The 21,927-nt window shown below is 44.5% G+C and carries 23 protein-coding genes; 15 read left to right on the top strand and 8 right to left on the bottom strand.

Annotation, left to right across the window (positions count from 1 at the left end):
- Position 1: 1 nt before the first annotated feature.
- From aroC to EKM67_RS05550, 3 genes are read left to right on the top strand one after another with little or no spacing between them, the layout of a single operon-like run.
- Positions 2 to 1,225: a chorismate synthase gene (gene aroC / locus EKM67_RS05560; protein ID WP_125578039.1), complete on the top strand. Its 1,224-nt coding sequence runs from the start codon at positions 2 to 4 to the stop codon at positions 1,223 to 1,225.
- Positions 1,218 to 2,567, top strand: a complete 1,350-nt coding sequence (gene aroA / locus EKM67_RS05555) for a 3-phosphoshikimate 1-carboxyvinyltransferase (protein WP_125578038.1) — start codon at positions 1,218 to 1,220, stop codon at positions 2,565 to 2,567. Before aroC ends, aroA begins: the two co-directional genes overlap by 8 nt.
- Positions 2,568 to 2,570: 3 nt before the next feature.
- Positions 2,571 to 3,080, top strand: coding sequence for a shikimate kinase (locus EKM67_RS05550; RefSeq protein WP_125578037.1), 510 nt, complete (start codon positions 2,571 to 2,573; stop codon positions 3,078 to 3,080).
- On the opposite strand, the gene EKM67_RS05545 is transcribed toward EKM67_RS05550, so the two are convergent.
- The gene (locus tag EKM67_RS05545; RefSeq protein WP_125578036.1) at positions 3,070 to 4,491 is read right to left on the bottom strand and encodes a C69 family dipeptidase; all 1,422 of its coding nucleotides are present in this window, start codon (positions 4,489 to 4,491) and stop codon (positions 3,070 to 3,072) included. The two genes, EKM67_RS05550 and EKM67_RS05545, sit on opposite strands and share 11 nt — an antisense overlap.
- 81 nt (positions 4,492 to 4,572) lie before the next feature.
- Here EKM67_RS05545 and EKM67_RS05540 point away from each other — a divergent pair, with 81 nt between their 5' ends.
- A complete protein-coding gene (locus tag EKM67_RS05540; protein WP_125578035.1) occupies positions 4,573 to 4,761 on the top strand; it encodes a 2-hydroxymuconate tautomerase in 189 nt (62 codons plus the stop codon).
- A gap of 116 nt (positions 4,762 to 4,877) precedes the next feature.
- On the opposite strand, the gene EKM67_RS05535 is transcribed toward EKM67_RS05540, so the two are convergent.
- The gene (locus EKM67_RS05535; RefSeq protein WP_125578034.1) at positions 4,878 to 5,681 is read right to left on the bottom strand and encodes a Cof-type HAD-IIB family hydrolase; all 804 of its coding nucleotides are present in this window, start codon (positions 5,679 to 5,681) and stop codon (positions 4,878 to 4,880) included.
- Between the two features lie 241 nt (positions 5,682 to 5,922).
- Here EKM67_RS05535 and EKM67_RS05530 point away from each other — a divergent pair, with 241 nt between their 5' ends.
- On the top strand, positions 5,923 to 6,234 hold the full coding sequence (locus tag EKM67_RS05530) for a metal-sulfur cluster assembly factor (RefSeq protein ID WP_125578033.1): 312 nt from the start codon (positions 5,923 to 5,925) through the stop codon (positions 6,232 to 6,234).
- 267 nt (positions 6,235 to 6,501) lie between these two features.
- On the opposite strand, the gene EKM67_RS05525 is transcribed toward EKM67_RS05530, so the two are convergent.
- Entirely contained in the window at positions 6,502 to 6,687 is a 186-nt protein-coding gene (locus EKM67_RS05525) for an LBP_cg2779 family protein (protein WP_125578032.1), read from the bottom strand.
- Between the two features lie 77 nt (positions 6,688 to 6,764).
- Between EKM67_RS05525 and EKM67_RS05520 the strand changes: the two genes are divergently transcribed.
- Positions 6,765 to 7,085: a hypothetical protein gene (locus EKM67_RS05520; protein ID WP_125578031.1), complete on the top strand. Its 321-nt coding sequence runs from the start codon at positions 6,765 to 6,767 to the stop codon at positions 7,083 to 7,085.
- Here EKM67_RS05520 and EKM67_RS05515 read toward each other — a convergent pair.
- Positions 7,082 to 8,359, bottom strand: coding sequence for a hypothetical protein (locus EKM67_RS05515; protein WP_125578030.1), 1,278 nt, complete (start codon positions 8,357 to 8,359; stop codon positions 7,082 to 7,084). The two genes, EKM67_RS05520 and EKM67_RS05515, sit on opposite strands and share 4 nt — an antisense overlap.
- Positions 8,360 to 8,559: 200 nt before the next feature.
- On the opposite strand from EKM67_RS05515, the gene EKM67_RS05510 reads away from it, so the two are divergent.
- The 9 genes from EKM67_RS05510 (at position 8,560) to EKM67_RS05470 (ending at position 17,348) form a co-directional block, all read left to right on the top strand.
- On the top strand, positions 8,560 to 9,006 hold the full coding sequence (locus EKM67_RS05510) for a DUF305 domain-containing protein (RefSeq protein WP_125578029.1): 447 nt from the start codon (positions 8,560 to 8,562) through the stop codon (positions 9,004 to 9,006).
- A 123-nt stretch (positions 9,007 to 9,129) separates the two neighbouring features.
- The gene (locus tag EKM67_RS05505; protein ID WP_125578028.1) at positions 9,130 to 9,894 is read left to right on the top strand and encodes an SAM-dependent methyltransferase; all 765 of its coding nucleotides are present in this window, start codon (positions 9,130 to 9,132) and stop codon (positions 9,892 to 9,894) included.
- A 21-nt stretch (positions 9,895 to 9,915) separates the two neighbouring features.
- A complete protein-coding gene (locus EKM67_RS05500) occupies positions 9,916 to 10,926 on the top strand; it encodes a hypothetical protein (RefSeq protein WP_125578027.1) in 1,011 nt (336 codons plus the stop codon).
- A gap of 10 nt (positions 10,927 to 10,936) precedes the next feature.
- Positions 10,937 to 12,343 (top strand): RsmF rRNA methyltransferase first C-terminal domain-containing protein, encoded by a 1,407-nt coding sequence (locus EKM67_RS05495; RefSeq protein WP_125578026.1) that lies wholly within the window; start codon positions 10,937 to 10,939, stop codon positions 12,341 to 12,343.
- A 151-nt stretch (positions 12,344 to 12,494) separates the two neighbouring features.
- Positions 12,495 to 12,962, top strand: a complete 468-nt coding sequence (locus EKM67_RS05490) for a DUF2975 domain-containing protein (protein WP_125578025.1) — start codon at positions 12,495 to 12,497, stop codon at positions 12,960 to 12,962.
- 11 nt (positions 12,963 to 12,973) lie between these two features.
- Positions 12,974 to 13,186, top strand: a complete 213-nt coding sequence (locus tag EKM67_RS05485; protein WP_125578024.1) for a helix-turn-helix domain-containing protein — start codon at positions 12,974 to 12,976, stop codon at positions 13,184 to 13,186.
- A gap of 405 nt (positions 13,187 to 13,591) precedes the next feature.
- Positions 13,592 to 14,875 (top strand): phosphopyruvate hydratase, encoded by a 1,284-nt coding sequence (gene eno / locus EKM67_RS05480; protein WP_125578023.1) that lies wholly within the window; start codon positions 13,592 to 13,594, stop codon positions 14,873 to 14,875.
- Positions 14,876 to 14,999: 124 nt separating this feature from the next.
- On the top strand, positions 15,000 to 15,164 hold the full coding sequence (locus EKM67_RS05475; protein WP_164506578.1) for a cation-transporting P-type ATPase: 165 nt from the start codon (positions 15,000 to 15,002) through the stop codon (positions 15,162 to 15,164).
- A 15-nt stretch (positions 15,165 to 15,179) separates the two neighbouring features.
- Positions 15,180 to 17,348 (top strand): HAD-IC family P-type ATPase, encoded by a 2,169-nt coding sequence (locus EKM67_RS05470; RefSeq protein WP_164506577.1) that lies wholly within the window; start codon positions 15,180 to 15,182, stop codon positions 17,346 to 17,348.
- A 59-nt stretch (positions 17,349 to 17,407) separates the two neighbouring features.
- On the opposite strand, the gene fni is transcribed toward EKM67_RS05470, so the two are convergent.
- From fni to mvk, 4 genes are read right to left on the bottom strand one after another with little or no spacing between them, the layout of a single operon-like run.
- Entirely contained in the window at positions 17,408 to 18,505 is a 1,098-nt protein-coding gene (gene fni, locus EKM67_RS05465; RefSeq protein ID WP_125578020.1) for a type 2 isopentenyl-diphosphate Delta-isomerase, read from the bottom strand.
- Complete coding sequence (locus EKM67_RS05460; RefSeq protein ID WP_125578019.1) at positions 18,502 to 19,584, bottom strand: phosphomevalonate kinase; 1,083 nt, start codon at positions 19,582 to 19,584, stop codon at positions 18,502 to 18,504. The genes fni and EKM67_RS05460 overlap by 4 nt, the downstream gene beginning before the upstream one ends.
- 23 nt (positions 19,585 to 19,607) lie before the next feature.
- The gene (gene mvaD / locus EKM67_RS05455; protein ID WP_125578018.1) at positions 19,608 to 20,570 is read right to left on the bottom strand and encodes a diphosphomevalonate decarboxylase; all 963 of its coding nucleotides are present in this window, start codon (positions 20,568 to 20,570) and stop codon (positions 19,608 to 19,610) included.
- Positions 20,563 to 21,549, bottom strand: coding sequence for a mevalonate kinase (gene mvk / locus EKM67_RS05450; RefSeq protein ID WP_125578017.1), 987 nt, complete (start codon positions 21,547 to 21,549; stop codon positions 20,563 to 20,565). Before mvk ends, mvaD begins: the two co-directional genes overlap by 8 nt.
- Positions 21,550 to 21,927: the final 378 nt, after the last annotated feature.

The raw sequence follows: 21,927 nt of genomic DNA, 5'->3' as shown, positions 1-21,927 counted from the left end.
AATGGAATATGTTACTGCAGGAGAATCTCATGGCCCTTATTTAACGGCAATTATTTCTGGATTTCCAGCCAATGTTCAACTCGATCAGCAACAACTATTGGCTGATTTGCGCCAGCGACAGATTGGTTATGGTCGTGGCGAACGGATGAAAATTGAAACTGATCAAGTTCAAATTGTCGGTGGCGTTCGCTATGGTAAAACATTAGGCTCGCCGATTGCGTTGATGCTAGCCAATCGTGATTATCAGAATTGGCACGAAGTCATGTCCGTTTGGCCAACCGGCGCGGAAAAAAGTGCCACGGTGACGAAACGAATCATTACTAAACCACGTCCGGGTCACGCCGATTTAGTGGGTGGCCTGAAATATGATCAACAGCAGGATTTACGCAACGTCTTAGAACGAGCTAGCGCCCGGGAAACGGCGATGCGGGTTGCGGTGGGTAGTTTGTGTAAGCAATTTTTAAGTCAGTTTGGGATTGCAATCGTTGGTGCTGTGACTCAAATTGGTCAAGTTGCACTGTCAAAAGAACAACTTGAAAAGATTTCTCAGCCCAGTTCAGCGGCAAACTTTAAACGAGAAATTATCACGCCAATTTATGCGAGTCCCGTGCGGACAATCGATCCTGATACCGCACAGCGGATGCAAGCTGCCATTGATCAAGCTTATCAGGAGCAGACAACTTTAGGCGGTAAAATTCGAGTGGTCGTCCAAGGATTACCAATTGGCCTGGGCAGTTATGTCAGTGCTGATCAAAAACTTGATAGCAGATTGAGTGCAGCCTTGATGAGCATTAATGCAATCAAAGGCGTCAGTTTCGGTGATGGTTTTAATTTTGGTCGTGAAACCGGACGTGCTGCGCTAGATCCAATTATTTGGTGTAATCACAGTTTCCAGCGTGCAGCCAATCATCAAGGTGGTCTTGAAGGTGGTATGACCAATGGCATGCCCCTGGTGATTGATTTGGTGATGAAGCCAATTCCCACCCAGACAACTGGCGCACCTAGCGTAGATATGCAAACACATGAGTCTGTCGTGTCAACCGTAGAGCGTTCAGACATAACAGCTGTGCCGGCAGCTTCGGTAATTGCCGAAGCGATGACTGCCATCACGATCATGCAGGCTTTTTGTGAGATGTTTGGCCACGATGAAAATCAGCGGATTAAACAGAATTTCGATCATTATCTAGACTATCTCAAAAAAGGTGGCCTTGATCAAAATGACTGATCCGACTTTACAAAACCGTTATGAGCATGATTTACAACTTCACACTGGTCAATTTCTGCAGGGCGATTATCAAACACCAAGTGACAAAAGTATCTCTCACCGTGCGTTAATTTTCGGCGCGATTGCTTCTGGTCCAACGGTCATCGAAAATATCCTTGATTCCCAAGATGTCCAGACGACACAACTGGCCCTACAACAACTCGGCGTTAACATTACCACTGCAGGAAAAACGACCACTGTTCAAGGGCAAGCCGGTTGTAAGTTTGCCAAACCGCAATCGGCTTTAGATTTCGGCAACTCAGGCACAACTGCGCGACTTTTCCTCGGGTTATTGGCGCGACAATCCTTTTCGATCCAGATTCAAGGAGACGCGAGTCTGAGCCAACGCCCAATGGCACGCGTGGTGCTACCATTAACGACGATGGGAATGCAATCGCGTTATTTGGCTAAGTCTGGTTATTTACCGCTGTCGATTTTACCATCCTCAACGATTCACGGGATCCACTATCAAATGCCGATGGCCAGTGCACAACTGAAATCAGCGTTGATCTTAGCCGCCTTGCAAGCAGATTCGCCTACAGAAATTGAGCAACCTGCAGTCAGTCGTGATCATACCGAACGAATGTTGCGGCAATTTGGTGGAGGTGACAGTTTGCAAGTTCACGGGTTGAAGTTGTTGGTGTCGCCTTTGCAACATCCGTTACAAGCCCAACACGTCGTTGTTCCTGGTGACCCATCCAGCGCCGCGTTTCTGATCACCGCAGCCTTATTATTGCCACAAAGTCGATTGGTTGTGAAAAATCAAAGCTTAAATGAAACGCGAACCGGATTTTTACAAATTATCCACCAACTCGCACCCACGGCAGTGACGATTGGTTCGCAATCTGCCCAAAATCAGGGTGAGCCTGCTGGCGATATCTGCATTCATAGTGTGACCAATCGTTTGGCCGCATTTAGAATCGATGCTCATAATTTAGGTAGTCTGATCGATGAGATTCCTATTTTGAGTTTATTGGCAACGCAATGCGCGGGGACGACCGTTATTCGCGATGCGACTGAATTGCGCTACAAAGAAACCGACCGCTTAAGTGTGATCGCAACTGAATTGACTCAACTTGGCGCCAATATTACCGAGCAACCAGATGGCTTACAAATCATCGGGCCAACCAAATTGCACGCATCAGTGACCACTGCTGATTCACATAAGGATCATCGAATCGCCATGATGTTGGTGATTGCTGCCGTGATAATTGGTGACCGTTTTCCCATCAAGGGTCTGAATAGCATTGCCATTTCTAATCCCACTTTCATGGATGATCTTATTTCGCTGTTAAAGGACTGATCGATGATGTCAATAGTTCTTATTGGCTTTATGGGCGCGGGTAAAACGACTGTTGCCCAAACACTTGCTAAAACTTACAGTTTGGATTTTGCCGACACTGATCTTCAATTGGGCCGGCAATTTGCGCAGCCTGCAGGTGACTTGCTTCGGCGAGTCGGTGAAGACCAGTTTCGAGAATATGAATATCAGGTGATGCAGCAGATGTTGGCGGATGCGACGCCAATTATTGCAACCGGTGGTGGGATCATCGAATCGCCCGCGAGTCGTGTTTTGTTGCAACAAGAAAAAAAGGTGATCTGGCTAAATGTGGACTATCAAACCTGTTGGTCACGCATTGCCGGCGACCAAACGCGCCCATTAGCCACAAAATTGTCGTCGTCAGAATTGCAGGAACGTTTCAAGGTACGACAGAAATATTATCGACAAGTTGCCGATCTGGAAATTTCAGCCACAAAAAAATCTCCTCAGCAACTTGCTCAGGAGATTTGGCGTTTAACAAATATTAGAGATTAGGATCAACTTTGAAATTTAAGGGTGAGGCAGCTGTTTGTTCAGTGATCAGCTGGCCGATCAAATTTTGATAAGCCTTGATGGCAATATCAGCTACTTGTTGATTGGCCTCATCAATGGTTTTTTGTTTGTCGTCAGAAGTGATCGTGCTAATCTTTTGATCAGTTTGGAACAGATTTTGCCACATTTTTTGAGTCGCTTGATCTTGAGTTGAAGTCAATTGGCGAGCATAACGGCTCCAATTACGGTCGAGCAGAACACTGGCCTGTTTGAAAATCCAGTAAGCAGAATTGTTCGTGAAGTTTTCCTTGCCACGTGTATACATCGGCGGCACTTTGGCACCAGCGCTGTAGAAGGGAACGTAGACACTTTGAGCACTGACACCCATCGCCAGCCAATGAATCCCGACGAGACTGGTATCAACATTGGAACGTAGTTGTAGCAGATGAGATTCCTGCGTTGTGGCAACACTAATTGGTCGATAGCGTTTGGATGCGTTCGGATCGACGACTAAATCGTATTCGGTTCCTTGATAATGGTCTGATAGCACGCGTTGGGCCTGAGCTATCGTGATCGGATAATCAGGTTGTTGAATGAAGGGTAGTTCATAAGATTCAGGTTGTTGGCGCACTGACGGTGTTAATAACCGTTGACCACTCCAAACTCGCGGCGTGTTGTAGACGTAATCAGAATCATCTGTTGTGCCAAAGATCCGGCGGAAATTAAACGGCTGATTTTCTGGCCATAACTGATGACTAGCCACAAAGCTTTTCAGGTTAGGGGAATAAATAAATTGGTCTGGATCATCGAAATTAACGATCTGAATGGCCAATTGATTAGCGACAACCGCGTAACTGTCATCGGGAATACGCTGGGCAACCCACTGGTGTCCAGAACCAACTTCGAAATACCAGGCCTCGTTTTGATCGGCAAATAAAATACCGTTAGCCTCGGCACTGCCATGCTCATCGATAATTTTTCCCAGACGACAAATGCCTTCACGGGCGGTTTTGACATAAGGGAGGACGACGGTTACGATTGCCTCTTCGAGAATGCCTGTTTCTTCCTCGAAAGGATCGATCGCCAAGACTCGTTCATTCGCGTAGGCACTTTCGGTGGCACTGACGGCGACGTGATATTCGTTGATACCATCCTCGGCAAAAATGCCGTAACGGTCAGTCCATTCAGGGGTTGCGGAATATTGATAGGCAACTTCTGGTAAATCTAACGTAAATTTATTGGCTTTAGATGTGAATTGGGCGTGAATTTGTTGTTGATGCGCATTAAATTGCAAATATTTCGGCCAAGCTGTCTTGCTATCTTCATTGCGACCGATAATCACAGACCCATCGTTACTTGCTTGTTTACCAATTAAAATTGAGGTACATGAAGATCTTGAAATTTGTTTCGTCATTACTAGACTCCCTTGCTCGCGTGAATTGTGCTAAAATAAATTGAAATAAAATATCATTTTAAAAAATAGGAGGGCAAAAAAATGCCTTTAGTACATGTTGAATTAGTTGCCGGACGCACGCAAGAACAACTCAAATCTCTCGTCAAGGACGTGACCGATGCTGTCGTCAAGAATACCGGCGCACCCGCAGAACACGTTCACGTGATCTTGAATGAAATGCAGACAAATCGTTATGCAGTTGGTGGCGTCTTAAAAAGTGACGAAAAGTAGTCGCTTGTTGTTTGGCTAGCGGATGGCTTAATTAACGGCTCATTCGTTTGGTGGCATTAATGCCACTGGATCAAAGACGTAGGGTGAACTGAGAAACGCGTTATTGACTAGTGTATCTAAATGGCTAAATAGTGGGCTAGGTAGTCCGCTAAGCCATCCTGATCATTGGTGAGTGTCGTTACATCTTTGGCGAGACTTTTGATTGCAGGGGCACCATTGGCCATTGCCACGCCCCAACCAACATTAGTGAGCATCTCGCGGTCATTCTGTTCGTCTCCAAAAGCAATAATATCCGCAACCGGAATGTTGAAATAGTCGGCGACGTATTGAACGCCTTCGAATTTGTTGATGCCTTCGTGAACAATTTCAAGCGCGTTCACTTGGCCGCCCCAACTATTCAATTCGATGTGCGGATATTTTTGTTTCAAAACCGTTTTGATGTAATCTTGATCTTGATTATCCACAAAAATCGTTAATGAAGTTGGATTTGTTTTTAAAGACTGCTCGTTTAAAATTTGGTTGCTTTTTAAAACAGTCGGGAAAAATTCGATGTTTAAATCGGCAATTTGATCCGCGAACAGAAAGTTTTTCCCTTCGGCTGCAACCATTCGGATCGGTAAATCTTTTTTCAATTTTAAAACGTCAAAAACTAAATCACGAGGAATGGTTGAGCCTTTTTCACCAACCCATTGTTGGTCGGGAACGTGGATCAAGCCACCGTTGAAGTTGACCATGGGGCTTTGCAGGTGTAAATCGTGATAGAAGTTCTCGCTGATCCGATTGGGGCGGCCAGTGGCAATAGTCACGATGTTGCCGGCATCTTCGGCTTTCTTGAGGATTTCAGCGGTGCGGGGACTAATTTTTGATTGGTTATTTAAGGTGGTGCCATCTAGATCGAGTGCGATTAATTTTTTTGTCATGATTAGGATCCTTTGCGAAGCTGTTCAAATAGTTGTTGGAACGACTTTTTTCAGCTAACTTTTATTTGTTGCATTCATCCATTTTAACAAAAATTGGCGTCTTTATAAAGACATGCTGTTTTTTAAAAGCGATGGTTGCTGATTTTTTACGGTAATTGTTGAAGCTCGCAAGAAACGGTCGATTTATTTCGATTGCGCTTTAAGAAATTTCTCGGTATAATCGGGGGCAGGGAGTGAGTTTATGGCAACTGATGAGCAGAAAGAAAAAATGTTAACCGCCCTTGAGGCAGTGATCGATCCTGAGCTCGGTATCGATATTGTTAACTTGGGACTAATTTATGATGTTGATCTCGATGAAGATGGTTTAGCGACCGTCAACATGACTTTGACGACGATGGGGTGCCCACTGACCGATTATTTATCGGATCAAATCAACAGCGTCCTTGAAGCCTTGCCTGAAGTCACTGATGTCGATATCGAGCTTGTTTGGTATCCGCAATGGACGCCTGAATTAATGAGCCGCTATGCGCGCATCTCACTAGGCATCGGCTAATTTGATATCTGACCAAGAACTCGCTGAGATTACGGTGAGTTTTTTTAGGTAGTGGCCTTTATTGCAGCTTGTTTAAAAAAGGGTCTTTGAACACACTGCTACTAAGCAAATGAAGATGTTAACCCCAGTTCTCCCCAGGGCTTCAAGCAAGCAGAACTAATGATACAAAACGAATGAGACGTTGATTCCAGTTCTTCACCAAGCTAACTAACAAGCTACAAAAAAAGGACAACCATTTTCACTGGTCGTCCTAGACATTAACAGAGCTTATTTCTTGCTAGCAAGATACGCTGACAAATGTTTGATGTCTTCATCGCTAGGATCGAATTCCCCAGCCTTGATTTGGTGCAACTTTTCAACGCTGAAATGGCTCTCAAACGCAATCTGCGTATCTGTGAGTTCCTTACGTTTCTGTAAATCAATTAATTCTTCCGCAATTTTTGGCAATGACATAAAAATACCTCCTTGAGTAACACAAGTTAATTTTACCATTAATTCAAAAAATAGAGAAAGTAAATGTAGGTGAAAATATGGATGTTAATCAATTAGCAAATTTTCCAACGACAGAATTTACCGCTTTTTCAACCGCAAAGATGAGTTATTTCTTACCATACACAGTCAAAACGACTCAGGAAACGATCAAAGATTTCTTCGGCGCTGACTTCGGTAAAAAAGCCGATATTATCAATGATCAATTAGTTGTTCTAGGCAGTGAAGGCTGGTCGCCGGTTCAAAAGGGTAAAATCATTGCTAAGTTTGTCAATAATAAATATAAAGTGATCGACGTTGACTATTACCGTCATAACTTCAACGATCCGATCATCGATGAATCAGGCATGGGCATTCACTAAGCCAACCACGCGGTTATATTTGCGAGTTGATATTCAGGAATTGTTGCAGATTCGCTCGCTTTTAAATGAGTGAGCAACCGCGGCGTTTTGGTGTTGATGATTTGGCGCAGGATCTGAACTGATTCGAAATCGCGTTTGCCGTCGTCACGCCCAGTTATGCTTTGTAAGACAATTTCTGGTGTTAAATAGGGGTCCACTGGTGCAATCACGATGATTTTGTGGTTGCTCTTTTTTTGTGCAATTCCAGCCGCCGCTAGCGCAGTTGAGGCGCCGATCGTGTAGTTGTCTGCAATTTGATAATGTTTGATCGTCGGTTGAATTTGTTGCGCGCCGGTCATTGTTAATGAAATCAGCTGATTATCGGTTAAAATTGCGCGTAAGTCATTGGGTTGACTGGCAATTTTCGTTGAATCAGTTAGGACGCTGATTAAGCGGATTAAAATAGTTTTGTCAGACGGCGTTAATTGGGCATCATCACCGCCCAAAAACTTCGCCAACGTTGAATTGACATCCACCGCAACGGTGACGTGGTCGATGTTGAGGCCGAGTTTTTGAGCATAGGCAGCCGCTAAAACTAATGGCAACTGCTCTTGACCAATTACAAATTCCAGCGGTGTCGGCGCTGTATTTTGAGCAGCTAAATTAAAAAGCGCGGCGATTTGAGGAACGAGCGTCAATAGTTGGTCAGCACTCACAAGTTGCACATTGGCAGCGGCCGCCTGTAATTCGGCGATTGCTGCTTCTGGAGTTGAACTGGTGGCGATTTGAATATTTTCGTCAGCTTGAATGGACGCCAACTCATCTTGAACAAATTGTCCCACCTCAGTCGGATCATAAAAGCCGACAAGTTTTTGCGTGGGTAACAAATTAGCGGCCAAGGCCACAATTAAGTCTGGATCGGCGCATGCAAAAATTTGATTTGGTTCAGAAAATGCGGACAATAATAACACCGCTAAATCCGCTTGGGTCATCGTGGCGCCGTGGAAGGTTTCGCCGAATGCTAAATCGTCATTCAGATCGACCAACGTCGCCAGCTTCTTTTTCTTGAAAGTCTGGGCGAGGGCGGTTTCAACGGTCTTTGCGATTTCAGCGGCGGTTTGGTCAGACATGAATGTTTGCACGATCGTCTGCAGAATAGTCGCGGGTTCTTGATCGGCAAATTTAGCCGCACTTAATTGTGTCGGCAAAGCAATTGAATCGGCTCCAGTTTGCCATAAAGCGGTGGTAGCAGGAATTTCTTTTTGATTATCTTGGCTATTTACATAAATTGTCATAAAATCGCATCCTAATCGAAAATATTGTTTAATACTCAACTTCATTGTAGCGTAACCGATTACAAAATTACAGGTCAGCGGTTAAAAATGTCGCACTCTTTCGTAAAAACCTTCTGAAAAACGCACTAGAGTCTTAAGATAGCTTTATCCTCGCGGGCTTTGCTATAGTAATAATAAAGCTTGAGAAAGTGGGCGCAAAGATGAAGCCATATATTAAATTTTTGATGATGATCGTTGTTTCAACCGTAATCATGTATGGATTGATGTTTTTTAATATTTACCAGTTTGGTGATTATTTTTTCAGTCAAACAATGTTCTGGATGGCGTTGTTGATGGGTGCGACGATGGCAATTGTGATGTTGCTATTCATGTGGCCAATGTACAAAAATAAACGACTTAATCGGCTGATCATTCTGGTGAGTGTGCTGATTTTTGGAGGTTCATTATTTCTGGTGCGCAGCCAAACAACGGTCAATGATGCTGCCTGGCTACGTGGGATGATTCCCCATCATTCGATGGCCATATTAACGAGCAAACGCGCACACTTGAGTGATCCTGAAGTCAAAGCGTTGGCCGAAAAAATTGCGATCACCCAACGTCAAGAAATCGAACAAATGGCAGCCTTACTGGAACAACTAAAAAAATAAACTCATTTGACGACGACGATTTGATCCAACATTGAATCGATTTTTTACGGCAAATATTTTGCTATTTTGTTAAATCTTGTCGTTTTTTTGCTATTTAGGGTCTGGTTCGCTAAAATAAATATTATGGATTATTTATCGCGATTACATCAGTTGTGCCAGCCATATACTGAAGCGCTCAACTTACAATTACAATTAACAGAAGTCGATCGGTGCGTGGCGGAAATTCAAGCCGGTCAATTACTTTCACGACCATTTCCCTTACTAGGTCTCAATGATGATGATTGGCTGACGTTCCTAGAAATCGCCAGCGCGCAACCGCACTTACAACTTCGAGTCAATTCAGATTATCGGGTGATCGATCAACTGCTGCATAATTTTCGCAAGTTTTTGCAATACCATTTTGGCCAGTGGACGTTGATCAACCAACAAGCTGTGGCAATGTGGACGAAATTTTGGCCCTTCCGCCGTTATTTAGAATTAATGGCCGGCAATGGGTTATTAGCGAAAGCTTTGCAGGGCCGAGGACAATCTGTGATCGCCACCGATAGTTTTGCCTGGCAAGGCGAGAATCAAACGGGCCGACAATTATTTTTCCCTGTTCAAAATTATTCGGCCACTGCGGCCATTACTAAGTTTGGCGAGCAAGTCGATACTATTATTCTAAGTTGGAGTCCAGACCGCGATCCGTTAGACTGGTGCTTGTTACAACGAATTCGTCAGCTACCCAATCACCCGGATCTGTTAGTGATCGGTGAGAAATTCGGCGTGACCAATAGCGAATTATTTTGGCGCACGCAGCCAACGAACTTTTCGGCGCAGATTCAATTAACGAATCGTTATCTACCGCGTCGTGATTTAGTCGCTGAACAATTATTCTTGTTTCGGTAAATCCATTGGAGCGTAATTTTAATGAAAAAAAAACTTTTTATCGACCTGATCTTGGTTATTTTGACCTTCTTAATATTTGTCAGCTTTCGTCAAAGCGAACAGCGCAATAACGAAAGTCGGTTGAATCGTAACGGGATGTCCGTCGAAAGTTTGATCTTGACTGACGCCAAAAATCAGACGGTTTTATCGACCGTACAAAAAATGGCCAAGAGTTCCGTCACCAATTTCCAGTTACAAATGATCAGCCGCAAAGACCCCAATCTGTCCTACGTCTATGCCAAAGGAAACAGCAACGACAGCTTACCGATGATTTCTGGTCGTAGTTTTAGTAAGAATGATTATCTTTCTGAGGTGCCGTTCGTGATTCTCGGCACCGATCTCACCAAAGACGCTTATCAACCCCAATCACAAATGTATTATCATTTAGGTGAACGTTATCTGGCAGTGATCGGCGTTGCCGGTGAGAAAACAAATTCTGCCATTAATCGGCATACTTTTTTGTCTTTATCACCCAATCAAGATCTCGCCAACACCGTTCGAACTTCTAATTTCCGGATCATCTACGATCCAACGACTACTAAACCCACTGATACGAAAAAAATCCTGGCTATTTTTGGTGCGAAAAATACGACTCGTTTGGTCGATAATTCAACCGTTAAACGTGAACGTCAAGGTTGGTTTGAGCGTTCAGGGATGATCCTGACTCAGACGATTTTGATTGTGGCTTTAATGATCATTATGACCTGGATATTGGTTTACCTGATTATTTTTGCGACTAAGAATTTTCAGCTCGGTGGTTTTTTAAAGAATCAGTTAGCGTTGAATATGATCGGGCGACTTGCGGGTCACTTGGTGATTGCCACAGGGATCGGATTCGTGGCTGGCTGGCGTTTACAACCGATCGAACAACCAGCGATTATCTTGGGAATCATTGCCGCGTTCGATCTGGTCATGATTATCGTGACTTCAATTTACCTCAGTCATTCACAGCCTTACGCGCATTTGCGGGCGGCAATCAAAAAGAAAGCGTGAGTTGAATTAGATGGAATTACCCGTTGCATTTATTGAAAAATACCAACAATTATTAGGCGAGTCTGAAGCGACCGCGTTTTTGGCAAGCTTTGCGGAGCAAGCGGTAACAGGATTTCGTTTGAATCCTAAAAAGGTTTCGACGACCAAGCTCGAAAATATCCGTCAAGAATTTCAATCTATCCCTTGGAGTTCAAATGGATTCTATGGTAAAAGTTCGGGGCATTCGATGGCGCAGATTTCCGGTTCCGTTTACAGCCAAGAACCCAGTGCCCAAGCAGTTGCCACTTTAGCTGATCCACAAGCTAATTGGCGCGTACTCGACCTTTGTGCCGCACCCGGTGGTAAAACCACGCAGTTAGCCACTCTGTTGAACGAAACGGGCTTATTAGTCGCCAATGAAATCGACGGGCAACGTGTCAAAGCCTTGTCAGAAAATGTCGAGCGTTTCGGCTATAGCAATGTGGTGGTTACTAATCACGATCCAGATCGATTGGCGGAACTCTTACCCAATTTTTTTGATCAAATCGTGATCGATGCACCATGTTCAGGGGAAGGCATGTTTCGTAAGGATCCTGACGCTATGCAATATTGGTCACCTGAATACGTTCAACAATGCCAAGATCGGCAACGGGCAATTTTAGCGGCGGCCTTAAAAATGTTGAAGCCGAATGGACAGTTAGTTTATTCGACGTGCACTTTTTCACCCGAAGAAGACGAAGAAAATATCGCTTGGCTGTTAGCTAATTACCCGGCATTATCAACGGTAGTACCGACACAAACTTGGCCTGGCGTTGCCAGTGGACGACCAGAATGGGGCGCGCAAAACTCACAATTATTGAACGCGCGCCGTTTCTGGCCGCAACAATTGCAGGGCGAGGGCCACTTCATGGTCAAGTTGCAGGCACATGATTTATTCGTGACTGATTCAAACATTGCTGTTTCTCAAAAACCAGCAAAAAAGAAAGCACGTCGACAACCAGTTGCTTCTGCCAAACTCGACAAAAACCAGCAAGCATTGTTCGATCAATTCATGGCGGCCACCTTCGTTCAAACACCATCATGGTTGACGCAGACGTTGCAGTTAAAAGGCGACCAATTATTTGCGGTTCCCACCGAATTAGCGTCGATTACAGCTTTGAAATTTGTGCGCCGTGGTCTGTGGTTAGGGGAGTTCCGCAAGAATCGCTTCGTTCCCAATCACGCCTTGGTCATGGCCACAGCTTCAGATCAGTTCAACGACATCATTGAATTGACTGATGAGCAATTACCACATTATTTACATGGCGAAACGATCAACATGAGCCAGCAGTTAGCTAAAGGCTGGTATCCAGTCGTTTACCAGAAACAAATCTTTAGCTGGGGTTATCTGGTTGGTCAGACGTTGAAAAACTTTTATCCGAAAAATTTACGTTTTTAAATTACCTTGTCTCAATTGCCGGCTAGTGTTGGCGATTGAGCTTTTTTATTTGGGCAACCAATTATTATCGCTTATCGATATATTTTTATTGATAAAGATTAATTCTCGTGGTATTATTTCGTTAGATTAAATAAAGAACGAGGTTGAACGAATGAAAAAACGGATTCTCTTTTTAAAAGCAGTTCTGGTTCTTGCGGTGCTAGTTGTGCTCATGTTTGGGGTGCTCGTGACTACGCAATTCTTCACTAGTGAGCATCAACAGCCAGTTAGCGCGTGGCTGTTCGTTGCAGTCGTATTGATTGCGATCGCGCTCATGATTTATATTGCTTATTTACTTAATCAGTTATTGAACTTGATCGATCATGATCGGACTTTTTCAACGGCTTCATTGCCAGTGGTCAGGAAAATAACCGCCTCGATATTCGCGATCGGTATCGATGCGATCGGAATCATGCCTTTTGTCTTCTTTGCGGCAGATGCTGACGATGCACCCGGCTTAGTGTTAATGGGCGCAGGATTGGTGTTCATTCCGTTTGCAGTAGGTGTTTTCGCGACGGTCTTGGAACAACTGTTGATCAACGCTATCACAATCAAAAAAGAAAACGACTTAACGGTCTGAAAGGTGAGCTCATGGCAATTATTGTGAATCTGGATGTTTTGTTAGCACAACGCAAAATGAGCGTCACCGAACTTTCGGAACGGGTCGGCATTACGATGGCGAATTTATCGATTTTAAAAAACGGCAAAGCTAAGGCAATCCGTTTTTCAACGCTTGAGAAATTATGTCGCGTGCTCGATTGTCAGCCTGGCGATCTGCTAGCCTTTCAAGACGAGGAGAGTTAGATCAAACGTGTTGCAATTTTTTTGGTCCTGACCTATACTCATCATGAAAACTAAAACGCGATGACGTTCGCGGGACTATTATTTATTTTAAATAATTGATGACGTCTGCCAGCTTATTTATGCTGGCAGGCGTCTTTTTTGTTTTCAAACGTGCTTAAAGTCATTGAAACTTCCGGTTAACTTGAGCAATGTTTAAATCTAAGACCGGTTTTAAGCATTGCTCGAAGTTAATCCTCAGTTTCAACCCATGACTTTAAGCACTCTAAACGTGCTCAAAGCTACTGAAATTTCCGGTTAATGAACTCATTCAAAAAATCTAAAAGCAGATTTTATGAATGAGTTGCATTAATCCTCCATTTCAACCCGTAGCTTTTCGCACTCTCAAAACTTTAAGGAGGTTTTTGTATGTCAGTTTATATTGAACAGGTTAAGGCTCGTGAGATTTTTGATTCTCGTGGTAATCCTACGGTCGAGGCGGATGTTATTTTGTCTGATGGGACTTTGGGTCGCGCTGAAGTGCCATCTGGTGCTTCGACTGGTGAGTTAGAAGCCGTTGAATTGCGTGATGGTGGTTCGCGTTTGCAAGGTAAGGGTGTCAGCAAAGCTGTTAACAATGTGAATACAGAGATTAACGATGCACTGAAAGGTGTTTCACCTTTTAACCAAGGCAATGTTGATCAAATTATGATCGATTTAGATGGTACTAAAAATAAAGCTCGTCTAGGTGCCAACGCCATTCTCGGCGTCTCGATGGCGACGGCACGTGCTGCTGCCAATTATCAGAAAGTGCCGCTGTATCGTTATCTTGGTGGTACTGACTTGGAGTTACCACAGACTTTTCATAATGTCATCAATGGCGGCGAGCATGCGGATAATGGGATCGACATGCAAGAATTTATGATCACTCCGGTTGAACGTACTAGCTTCCGCGATGGTTTTGAAAAAATTGCCAATACTTATCATACCTTGAAAAAAGTCATCGAAGCGGCCGGTTATCAATCTGGACTCGGTGATGAGGGTGGTTTCGCACCAGATTTGAAGTCTTCTGAAGAAGCCTTGCAAATGTTACACGAAGCCATTGAAAAAGCCGGCTACACACCTGGCAAAGAAATTGCTATTGCCTTTGATGCGGCTGCTTCGTATTTCTATAACACAGAAACAAAACAATACGATTTTGAAGGCACTCATAAATCCGCGGATGAAATGAGTCAATATTACGAAGATTTACTGAATCAATTCCCTGAGATTATCTCGATTGAAGATCCATTCAGTGAAGATGACTGGGATAACTTCGAGAAGGTTACTGCCAAGATGGGTGATAAAGTCCAAATTGTGGCTGATGATCCGGTCTGCACCAATCCTGAATTAATCACTAAGGCAATCAAGAATGGAATGGCTAACTCAATTTTGATCAAGTTGAACCAAATTGGCACAGTCACCGAAACACTTGAAGCCATTCGTCTTGCGCGTAAAAATGGTTATACGACAATGATGTCACATCGTTCAGGCGAAACTGGGGATACCTTTATCGCCGACTTTACGGTTGCAACGAATGCGGCACAGTTGAAATCTGGTGCGCCTGCACGTTCTGAACGAGTTGAGAAATACAATCAATTATTGCGGATCGAAGAAGAATTGGGTGACAATGCGCGTTTAGCTCGTTTCCCAAACAATATTGATTTTGATTAAAAGCTCAAATATAAAGATGTTTGTCTGCGAATGATTGATGCGTCCACTGAGAATTCATTTGGTTGAAGTTTCAGTGGACGTTTTTAATCGTTTGGGAAAAACAGTGAGTAAGGGGCATGATCTGATGGTGAGTGAAAAAATCAGTGGTCGTTCAAACTTCGAAGCACAATTCGCTGAAAAATCTGGGTTAACCCAAGAACAGGTTCAACAAAAAAGAGCACAGTTTGGTGTCAACGAAATACCCGTTCATGAAGATAATCCATTGATGGGGACGCTTAAACGCCTATGAAATCCAATTTCGTGGTTGCTTGAGGCGGCAATTATTTTCGAATTTATTCTAGGCAAACAATTCCAGGCAGCCGTCGTCATTCTGTTATTACTCTTTTCAGCAATCGATGGCGAAATTCAAGAACAGCGTGCCAAAAAAGCAATCGGATTCTTGCATCAGAAGTTGCAGGCTTCCACTCGTATTCTGCGTGATGGCATTTGGCAAAGCGTCGTCGCCAAAGAATTAGTGCCTGGTGATATTGTTCATTTGAAAGCCGGCGATATCGTCGCTGCCGATCTGAAAATTCTGCGTGGTGTGATCAGCGTGGATCAAGCGGCTTTGACCGGTGAATCTGCGGATGTGACATTGCAGAATGGGGAACAAATAAAGTCTGGTTCAACCGTGACTCATGGTGAAGTTATCGCTGAAGTGAGTGCGATCGGCTCACAAAGTAGTTATGGGCAAACGGTTGAACTTTCGCAAAACTCCGAAGCGCCTGGTCGACTACAAACCTTACTTTTCAATATTGTTCGTTATCTTGCTTATTTGGATATTATTTTGGCCATTATCCTAGTGATCAGCGCGCTGGTCAAAGGCAACTCATGGCAAGAACTGTTACCATTCTTGGTTATTTTATTTATTGCGACCATTCCGATTTCAATGCCATCCAGTTTTACCGTTGCCAATTCGCTAGAAGCCAAAAAATTAGCTCAGCAACAAATATTAGTGACGGGATTGACTGGTATTCAAGAAGCGGCCAGTTTAGATGTGTTATTGATCGATAAAACTGGCACCTTGACTAAAAACAGGTCACAAATTGCGAAAATGATTAGCTATGACCGTCAATATACTGAGAATAATTTGCTCCAGTTTGCCGCGGCAGCTGCCGATGAATCATCTCACGATACCATCAACAGGGCGCTTTTGAAGGAATTTTCTCATCGGCAACTTGAGCGACTAAACCGCGTTGATTTCAAAACGTTTGATCCCGCGGTGAAGTATTCGACTGCGACAATTATCCTCAACAAGCAGAAACAAACCGTCATCATGGGTTCACCGACGACCTTGCAGACAATGGGAACTGCTCCAGCAAATATGGATCACGATCTCCATGATCTGAGTGCAATCGGCGCGCGAATCTTAGCAATTGGTTTGCAAAATGGTCCGGCTGAGGATTTTCAACTGATCGGTTTGATGGCGTTAACGGATCAGCCGAAACAAGATGCCAAAACGGCCGTTCAAAAATTGCAACGGCGTGGGATCAAAGTCATGATGCTGACGGGTGATACGCCGGAAACAGCACGTGTGATTGCTAAATCAGTCGGTATTGGTGATCACATTGCCGATGTCAACGCTGCTGGCCAAGATCCACTTGCTTACGATGGTTTCGCTAACGTCTTTCCGAAAGATAAATATGATATCGTCAAGTCTTTACAGGATCGTGGGCAAGTCGTTGGTATGACTGGTGATGGTATCAATGACGCGCCGGCATTGAAGCAGGCCGATGTAGGGATTGCCGTTTCAACTGCAACGGATGTGGCTAAACGTGCAGCCAAAGTTGTGCTGACGCATGATCGTTTATTGGACATGATGCAAGTAATCGACAGTGGTCATCGTGTGTATCGACGGATGATGACCTGGACGATCACGAAATTGGCTAGAACTGCCGAATTAGCAGCATTATTAACTTTCGGGTTTATTTTCACCGGTTTCTTTCCGGTGTCATTAAGTTTGATTGTGTTTATTGTGGTCATGAATGATTTGGTGACATTGGTTTTAGGAACCGATCATGCGGTTCCGGCGCAGCAACCGGTGCATTGGGATTTGCCGAAATTAAGCAAAATCGCCGCGATTTTCACGATTGGTTGGTTAGCACTCGGTTTAGGGTTACTCTGGTTTTTTGTGACCCAAACGACACTGTCGCAGGGTGAAATCAGTTCGGCAATGTTTCTTTATCTGATTTATTCAGCGATGACGACCATTCTCATGACGCGAACAGAAGGGGCTTTCTGGCGTTCAAGACCAAGTCGATGGGTCTCATTCATGGTCGGCTTGAATGTGGTCCTGGCCACCTTATTAGTTGCAACCGGGATATTGACCACGATGATTTCTTGGTCATGGATTCTGCTGATCATCGCCAGCGTTGCGATTGCCACACTGGTACTTGATGGGGTTAAGATTCAATATTATCGCCGTCAAAAATAACCTCATAAAAAAACAGCGTCTCAACAATTGATTTTTCTAATTGTCGAGACGCTATTATTTTATGTTTCGCGATTGAACCGAATTTGATGCGGATCTAAACCAATTTGTTCTGTAAAGCTTATCAATTCGGGACTCAAGATCAATTCTATGTGTTGCAAGTCTTTAATCGTTTGACAGCCTAATACCGGCAACATCTGCTCGAATTCAGTTAACCACGCTCCGAAAATAGCGATCATTTCGGTGAGCGGGTGGTGTAGAGCCAGGTGCAAGAAATAGGCGGACATGCCGACGAAATCGGCGCCTAATGCGAAGGCCTTGATGGCTTGCCAAGGTGTGGAAATGCCACCGCTGGCGAAAGTGATTTTTGACGTCCTGCTAGTCGCTTGTTGCAATGCTAACCGTGATAGGAGACTTTCTACTAGGGTCAGTCCAAAGTCGCTGTAATCAGACACTAGCGCCTGTGACCGCCGTCTATTTTCAATGGTGATGAAATTCGTTCGGCTAATTCCGGAGAGATCAAGATTTTCAAGGCCTAGTTTCAGTAGTGAATCTTGACTAGCAGCACTCATGCCAAATCCGACTTCTTTGGCGATGATCGGGGTTTGCGTGCCGATCGTTTTTTGCAATTCATTTAATGAATCCGTCCAATGGAAATCTTGGTCACCTTCGGGCATCGCAAATTCTTGGGCGGCATTGAGATGGATCTGGAGGGCATCCGCCTGCAATAAATCGATCATTTCCTGGGCAAACTGAGGTGACTTGTCTGCACCTAAATTGGCGAAAACCACACATTCGGGATTCAACCGACGCGCAGCAATAAAACTGTCTGCTAGTTCAGGTTGGCTCTTGAGAATACTCATGGAACCAACGGCCATCGGAATTTTGAAATGCGCGGCCAATTCAGCAAGTTTTTCATTGATCGGCATGGCTTCTGCTGTGCCGCCAGTCATGGCGTTAATGTATATTGGATAGTTTATTGGTTTATGAAAGAGCAGCTGTTCAAGATGAACAGCTGCCATATTTGTTTCTGGCAAGACAGGGTGCATCAGCCGAACCTGTGCGAATTGATCACGGTCAAATTCTGGCTGTCGATATAAACGCTCTGCAATGGCGAGATGTTCTTTTTTGCGTTGTTCTTGTTGTGATCGTGGTGTCATACGATTGCCTCGGAAAGATCATAGACGGATAGTGGCAATGTCGTGATTTGATGTTGACCCCATTCCGAAATTAGCCGGGCTTGATCGACATAGCGGTCGGTGATCACGATACCGCAATCGCCGCCACCAGCACCGGAAAACTTGGCCGCACCGCCACAATTTTCGGCGATTTGACACAATTCTTTGAGCGCGGGTGTTTCAATGTTGACCCCAGAAAAAGCGCCAAGTTGTCGCAAGATCACACGATTTTCACGAATGCCACTTTTAACAACGGCCAAATTTTGAGCACGAATTCCGGCGATAATACTCTGAACACATTTTTGACTTTGAAGGAGGAATTCTTGGTACTGATTTTTCTTAGCAAATTTCGCGATTGTAATTTTATCGACTAAACGACTCGTTGAAGCGGGGGAACCGGTCCAACCGATCAATAATTCCAATTCATCGGGCACATGTAAGATCTCGATCTTCAATCCTGGCCAATCGCTGGCTAAAACTTCACCGAGCGTATCGTTCTTGAGCACTGTACGTAGCCAATCTTTATCAAAGGTGCTAAAAGCCAGCCAACCACCGAAGACGCTCGCGGCAATATCGCCCAATGAACCGTTGCCTTGAATATTAAAGTGGGCAATTGCGGCCAACTTGAAAATATCCAAGCGTGAAAGATTCAATTGATAGAATTCACTTAGGGCTTTGACGGTTGCAACCGTCACGGCCGCTGAACTGCCCAGACCAAATTTACGGCCACCATTATCTTCTAACTGACTATTGATATTCAGGTCGTAGATCCGCAATGGTTTGCCCAGCTCTAACGCTAATGTTTCGACAACGCGAATGCCTTCAAGAATATAGTGAAAGGGATTATCGCGATTATCGAAAACCATTTGGTCGCCTTGACGACGCCAATGAAAATCCGTTTCCGCGTATTGTTGTGAATTGATCGTACCTTGAACTTCCGCCTCAGAAACAGTCACGGTAATAAAACGATCCAATGCAACTAAAATTGCTGGATGTCCTGGCTCCAGTACGGCATATTCGCCGGCAATATACAATTTACCAGGAGCTTTGACAGTAATCATTTAATCGATTCGACCCTTCAAATTTATTTAGCGACCAATTGGGCACCCGACCCCGGTCGACAGAGTGTATATGTTAAATCAGGTATGCGGTTTTGTAAATAATTGGTGATTGTTTCGATATCCTGCAGTTGACATATTAATTTAGGATTGGGTCCAGCGTCAAGCGTTAGGTAACAATTTAAACCTTTCGTACGAATTTCACGTACAATTTCCCAGATTTTTAAAGTTTCAGGGGCAAAATAAGTGAACGGTGGATCCGCGCTCAATGTGGTGGCGTGCATCTGCATGGCGTTGGTTTCGGCGAGCGCGCCGATTTCCGCGATATCTTGGTTGGCAATGGCTTTTTCCATCTTGGGAATGGCTTGCTCGGCGGTTTGTGCCCAAGCTGAGAAAAACGGGGACGTCTCCACACTGGCTTGCATCCCTGCACCCGACAAAACTTTCTTGCGACCTTGATCGACTAGAATTGCCAAGACCGCAATGGGAAAATCGACGGTTTCTGTGATCGGCTCCGCAAATGAAGACTGATCATCCACACCGGCATGCCAAACGACGAAGCCGCCAAAAATAGAACGGCTCGCTGAACCGGAACCGTGACGCGCCAAGATCGAGAGCTCTCGTTGCGACAGCTGCAAATCTGCTGCCGCACTGGCAGCGACTGCTAAGGCTGCGAAAGCCGAGGCAGACGAGGCGAGGCCAGCAGAGGTCGGCACATGATTGACGGTCTTAACAACGGCGGCTTGGTCGCGACCACTCAGCGAACGCACCCGATCAAGCACGCGTTTGACTTTTGGTGAGACAGGTTGTGCTTCACTGCCGAAAAAGAACTGGTCTTCTTTTTGATCAACAAAATCGACGCTAGTTTCAGTATAAAACTGATCTAACGTCAATGATAATGAACTATTGTAGGGTAACATTTCCGCAACATCGCGTTTGCCCCAGTATTTGATCAGCGCGATATTTGTATAGGCACGTGCTTTACTCATGATTTTTCTCCAACTCGTGATGATCGGCCGCCAATTCGGTTAACCATGTTTTTTCGGTAAACTGTTCTTGTGCTTTTTTTGCGGTGGCTTGGTCGGTAAAATAACCGAAGACACAACCACCAAGGCCACCTCCGGTTAATTTCGCACCTGACGCGCCTGCGATAATTAATCGGTGGATCAACGTGTCGAGTTCAGGAGTGCTGACCTGCAAGGACTCGAGTGCCGCTTGATTTTCGGTCAGGAGCTGGCCTAGTTGTTGCTGAGCTATGGTGGTGTCAGTGGCCAGTAATGTTTTGACTTGAGGCGCTAGCTGGGCAATTCGATCCATTTGTGCTTGCCAGAGTTGTGGCTGATCACGATGCAATGCCGCGACCTTCTGAATAGCTTCGCTGGTGCGGCCGGTGATGCCACTGTCGACGATCAATAAATAGCCTGGTAAATTTAATTGCAAGGGGAGAAATGCATGCCCGCGCTGGAAAAAATAACCCTGATCCGCGTTCACGACCAACGCATCCAAGCCACTGGGATTGCCATGCTGAATGGTTTCTTCTAAGGTGATCAATTGATTGAATTGGTCGTCAGTCAATCGCATGCTAGTAAAATCAAGCAAGCTTTTTAAAACCGCCGTGGCAATAGCGGCTGATGAACCCATGCCGCGTTCAAACGGGATCTGGCTATCAATGGTCAGCTGCAACTCTTGTGGCCAGTTAAAATCTGCCGCAAAATCTGCCATGAATTTTGCGACCAGTGCTTCGATATTTTGCAAGTTTTCTGGCGCGGTTTGTAGCGAACCGGTAAATAATTCAGATTCTATTTGCACAGTAGGCAAGTCGTAATTGCTCGATCCTGTCCCACGCGTCGTGACATTCACTTCGATATCCTTTAAGGGAATCGCGATGGCGGGCACCCCATAAACAACCGCGTGCTCACCAACTAGAATTAATTTTGCATGGCTATTTCCATAACCAACTTTTTCCATTTATCTCATTCCTCGAATTGTTCTAGTCATATCATACCGTAACTCAGGTGAGTTGTCGTAATTTTCGACGAACACCGCTTTGAAAATTAGAAATTATTAATGAATCTGCAATAAAACGTGTCTGCATTCCGTGCGTTTACATCATTCTAACGTTAGAGTTGTTTTTAAAATTAAATAAGGTAAGATGAGCTTGTGTAATCCGTTACAATATGTCGAAAATTTACTCATGTCAATAGGATGGAGGAGTTAAGAAATGAAAAAGTTTAGTTTATTGATTGCCGTTGCAATCTTATCAGCTACAACTGTATTTCCTGGATCTGAGTCAAGAATCCGGACACGTTTATGTATAATTTAAGCGACTAATTCTTCCTTTTCATT

The sequence above is a fragment of the Lapidilactobacillus mulanensis genome (assembly GCF_003946215.1).
GTDB classification, from domain to species: Bacteria; Bacillota; Bacilli; order Lactobacillales; family Lactobacillaceae; genus Lapidilactobacillus; species Lapidilactobacillus mulanensis.
Note: the sequence above shows the minus strand (reverse complement) of the source record. Positions and strands in the feature narration are given on the sequence as shown.